5 protein-coding genes are annotated in these 4,380 nt (G+C 70.2%); 3 read left to right on the forward strand and 2 right to left on the reverse strand.

Going from position 1 to position 4,380, the window contains the following annotated elements:
• Both VFN12_RS12810 and rpsA read left to right on the forward strand, forming a co-directional pair.
• On the forward strand, positions 1-883 hold an 883-nt coding region (locus VFN12_RS12810; RefSeq protein ID WP_325119096.1), incomplete at its 5' end, for a phosphotransferase family protein.
• 399 nt (positions 884-1,282) lie between these two features.
• Entirely contained in the window at positions 1,283-2,776 is a 1,494-nt protein-coding gene (gene rpsA / locus VFN12_RS12815) for a 30S ribosomal protein S1 (RefSeq protein ID WP_414690043.1), read from the forward strand.
• Between the two features lie 83 nt (positions 2,777-2,859).
• Here rpsA and VFN12_RS12820 read toward each other — a convergent pair whose 3' ends face one another.
• Positions 2,860-3,009 carry a hypothetical protein gene (locus VFN12_RS12820; protein WP_325119098.1) on the reverse strand — a complete coding sequence of 50 codons (150 nt, stop codon included), beginning with the start codon at positions 3,007-3,009 and terminating at the stop codon, positions 2,860-2,862.
• A gap of 93 nt (positions 3,010-3,102) precedes the next feature.
• Between VFN12_RS12820 and VFN12_RS12825 the strand changes: the two genes are divergently transcribed.
• Entirely contained in the window at positions 3,103-4,059 is a 957-nt protein-coding gene (locus VFN12_RS12825) for a GlxA family transcriptional regulator (protein WP_325119099.1), read from the forward strand.
• Here the strand turns inward: VFN12_RS12825 and VFN12_RS12830 are convergent.
• Positions 4,056-4,380, reverse strand: a 325-nt coding sequence (locus tag VFN12_RS12830) for an AMP-binding enzyme (protein WP_414690042.1), incomplete at its 5' end; no start/stop codon positions are given. The two genes, VFN12_RS12825 and VFN12_RS12830, sit on opposite strands and share 4 nt — an antisense overlap.

Here is a 4,380-nt window from a genome sequence, read left to right on the forward strand (position 1 = left end):
GCTGGAGGGCGGGTGGTCAGGGCAGACGTTCGCCGCCGAAGTCGCGGGAGAGCGCAGCGTCGTCCGCATCTACGCCGGCGCGTCCCTCCGCGGGGACAACGCGCACGACGTCGACGCCGCGCTGCTGCGGCTGGTGCGCGGACTGGTCCCGGTGCCCGAGGTTCTGGAGGTACGCCGCGCCGACCCCGGCGCCGGCCTGCCTGCCCTGCTGGTGACGTCGTTCCTGCCGGGCGTGCGGGCCGACCTCCTGATTCCGGAGCTCGACGACCGGGGGCTGGCCGTGCTCGGAGCCCGGCTCGGCCGGATCCTGGCCGACCTGGCCGGGATGCCGATGTTGAAGGCGGGGCCGTTCGTCGACGGCGACCTCACGATCGGCTCGTTCGCGCTTGACGGGGAGAGCATCGACGGGTTGCCCGCCTTCGTCGCCGGCCACGAGGCGGCGCTCTCGCACTGGACGCCGGACGAGCTGGACGGCTTGCGCGAGGTGGCCGTCGACGCCCAGGCGCTGCTGGACACCGTCGGGCGCCTCTGCCTCGTCCACAGCGACGTGAACCCCAAGAACCTCCTCGTCGACCCGGACTCGCTGGAGGTGACCGGGCTCCTCGACTGGGAGTTCGCACACGCGGGACACCCCTACACCGACCTCGGCAACCTGCTGCGGTTCGAGCGGCAGCCCGCGTTCGTGGAGGCGGTGCTGGACGGGTACGTCGCCCGGCACGGCGGTGCGCCGGCCCAGGCGCTGGAGCTCGCCCGCGCGGCCGACCTGTGGGCCCTCGTCGACCTCGCCGCGCGGCACGGACAGAACCCGGTCGCCGACCGGGCCCACGACCTGCTGCTCGCCATCGCCCGCTCCGGCGACCCGTCCACCCCGCCCGGCGGTTGAGGCCCTGCGTCGGTTCCGGGGTTTCGACGACGTTCGCTGGCGCTCACTGCTCAACCACCGGTTCCGCGCGCTGCGTTCGGTGGTTGGGGCCCTGCGTCGGTTCCCTGCTCAACCAGCGGTTCCGCGCGCTGCCTTCGGTGGTTGAGCAGGGAGGCGCCCCAGCGCCGACCGTCGTCGAAACCCCCGCACCCGACCGCTGCACGTAAGCGCGCAGCGGCGCCTCGGTTGGACGTTGTGACGAGGGGCGGCGTACCCTTGTGAACCGCGCCTGAGGTCTGCCTGCGTCCCAGACGGAGCGGACACAGAGCTCGCTATCAGTCCGGAGTTCCACCGGACGTCACCATCGGTAGTGAAAACGGCTTCAACGCGCGCCCGCACGACTTTCTGACCACCCAAGGAATCACTTCCCTTATGACGAGCAGCACCTTCACTCTTCCGGAGACCGACGCGCCCCAGGTGGCGGTCAACGACATCGGTTCGGAAGAGGACTTCCTCGCCGCGATCGACGAGACCATCAAGTACTTCAACGACGGTGACATCGTGGATGGCACCATCGTCAAGGTCGACCGGGACGAGGTCCTGCTCGACATCGGCTACAAGACCGAGGGCGTCATCCCCTCGCGCGAGCTGTCGATCAAGCACGACGTCGACCCCAACGAGGTCGTCGTCGTCGGCGACAAGGTCGAGGCCCTGGTCCTCCAGAAGGAGGACAAGGAAGGCCGCCTGATCCTGTCCAAGAAGCGCGCCCAGTACGAGCGCGCCTGGGGCACCATCGAGCAGGTCAAGGAGGAGGACGGCGTCGTCGAGGGCACCGTCATCGAGGTCGTCAAGGGCGGCCTGATCCTCGACATCGGCCTGCGCGGCTTCCTGCCGGCCTCGCTCGTCGAGATGCGCCGTGTCCGCGACCTGCAGCCCTACGTCGGCCAGACGCTCGAGGCGAAGATCATCGAGCTCGACAAGAACCGCAACAACGTGGTCCTGTCCCGCCGTGCCTGGCTCGAGCAGACCCAGTCCGAGGTGCGCCACGGCTTCCTGACCCAGCTCCAGAAGGGCCAGATCCGCAAGGGCGTCGTCTCCTCGATCGTGAACTTCGGTGCGTTCGTCGACCTCGGCGGCGTCGACGGCCTCGTCCACGTCTCCGAGCTCTCCTGGAAGCACATCGACCACCCGTCGGAGGTCGTCACCGTCGGCGACGAGGTCACCGTCGAGGTGCTCGACGTCGACATGGACCGCGAGCGGGTCTCCCTGTCGCTGAAGGCGACGCAGGAGGACCCCTGGCAGCACTTCGCCCGCACCCACCAGATCGGTCAGATCGTGCCCGGAAAGGTCACCAAGCTGGTGCCGTTCGGCTCGTTCGTCCGGGTCGAGGAGGGCATCGAGGGCCTGGTGCACATCTCCGAGCTGGCCGAGCGCCACGTGGAGATCCCCGAGCAGGTCGTGCAGGTCAACGACGACGTCATGGTCAAGATCATCGACATCGACCTCGAGCGTCGCCGGATCTCGCTGTCGCTGAAGCAGGCCAACGAGACCGCGACCGCGGCCGACGTCGAGGAGTTCGACCCGACCATGTACGGCATGGCGGCGACCTACGACGAGCAGGGCAACTACGTCTACCCCGAGGGCTTCGACCCCGAGACCGGCGAGTGGCTCGAGGGCTTCGACGAGCAGCGTGCGATCTGGGAGGAGCAGTACGCCAAGGCGCACGCCCGCTGGGAGGCCCACGTCAAGCAGCAGTCCGAGGCGGCCAAGGCCGAGGTCGACGCCGGCGAGGCGACGTCGTACTCCTCCGGCGGCACCGAGCGGCACGAGCAGGGCGAGGGCGGCAACGGCTCCCTGGCCTCCGACGAGGCGCTCCAGGCGCTCCGGGAGAAGCTCACCGGCGGCGACAGCTGACCTGACGCCACACGACACACCACGACCCGCCTCCTCGGAGGCGGGTCGTGGTCATTTTCGCCGTCGATCCGTGGATCCGCCGGTCAGCGGGCGACGGGGGACCGGAACCGCGGGTCGTCGAAGTGCGAGCGTGGCGGCTGCAGCGGACCGCGGCCGTCGTGGAGGAGCAGCAGGCGAATGGTCTCGGCGGTCATCGCCACCGCGACCAGCAGGAGCAGGATCAGGTAGGTCATGGCAGTAATCATTCCTCCGTCGAGTTCCCGCCACGAGTGGCAGGAATGACATACTTCGTTGATTTTCTGCCAGTAATGGCGCAGGATGGACGCATGCACAAGGTGGCGGTCCTCGTCCAGGACGGCGTCGAGCCATTCGGCCTCGGCGCCATGTGCGAGGTGTGGTCCGAGCCCTACCACCCCGAGGACGACAATCCCGTCTTCGAGTTCGTGGTCGCCACCCCGCGGCCCGGACGGGTCCGCGGGCCCTCGGGCTACGACCTCCACGTCGAGCACGGCCTGGATGCGGCCGCGGACGCCGACCTCATCTGCGTCGCACCCAAGCGCGACTACCTCGCACCGTCTCCGGAGGTGGCCGCCACCGTCGTGGCCGCCCACGAGCGGGGCGCACTGGTCCTGGCCCACTGCACCGGAGCCTTCGTCCTCGGCGAGGCAGGGTTGCTCGACGGACGCCGGTGCACCACCCACTGGCGCCACGTCGAGGAGTTCTCGCAGCGCTTCCCCGACGCCCTGGTGGACGAGAACGTGCTCTACGTCCAGGACGGCACGATCGTGACCGGCGCCGGCTCGGCGGCGGGCCTCGACGCCTCCCTCCACGTGATGCGCCAGCAGTTCGGCGCCCGGGTCGCGGCCGCGGCGGCCCGCCGCATGGTGGTCCCGCCGCACCGCTCCGGGGGGCAGGCGCAGTTCATCGCGCGCGCCGTACCCGACTGCGACGCCGAGACCCTGGGGCCCCTGCTGACCTGGATCACCGAGAACCTCGCGGAGGACCTCAGTGTCGAGGAGCTGGCCCGGCGCAGCCACATGTCACCGCGCACGTTCGCCCGCCGGTTCCGGGCCGAGACCGGCACCACGCCGCACAGCTGGGTGATCTCGCAGCGGGTGCAGGCCGCCGAGGAGTTCCTCGAGCAGACCGACCACCCGGTCGACTGGATCGCCGGCGAGGTCGGCTTCGGCAACGCGGCCGCGATGCGCCACCACTTCTCCCGCTCCCGCGGCGTCAGCCCGCAGCAGTACCGCCGGACCTTCACCGGCGAGGAGGCCTCCTAGGAGAGCTGGTCCCGTCGCACCTTCCCGGTCGGGGTGCGCGGCAGGTCGTCGAGGAAGGTCCACGTCTTGGGCCGCTTGGGCGGGGAGAGCCGCTCACGGGCGTACGCCGCCAGCTCGTCCGCGCCCACCGACCCCACGACCGCGGCGCAGACCCGGTGCCCCCACTCGCCGTCGGGGACTCCGAACACCGCGACGTCCTCGACCCCCGGGTGCTCGCGCAGCGCGTTCTCGACCTCGAGCGGGTAGACGTTGACGCCACCGGTGATGATCAGGTCGGTGCGCCGGCCCTCGAGGTAGACGTAGCCCTCGTCGTCGATGCGC

This window comes from Nocardioides sp. (genome assembly GCF_035703625.1).
Taxonomy (GTDB): domain Bacteria; phylum Actinomycetota; class Actinomycetes; order Propionibacteriales; family Nocardioidaceae; genus Nocardioides.

Bases quoted from the DNA above. Each gene is read 5' to 3' on its own strand.
- VFN12_RS12820 (WP_325119098.1), bottom strand. From the start codon at position 3,009: ATGACCTACCTGATCCTGCTCCTGCTGGTCGCGGTGGCGATGACCGCC.
- VFN12_RS12825 (WP_325119099.1), top strand. From the start codon at position 3,103: ATGCACAAGGTGGCGGTCCTCGTCCAGGACGGCGTCGAGCCATTCGGC.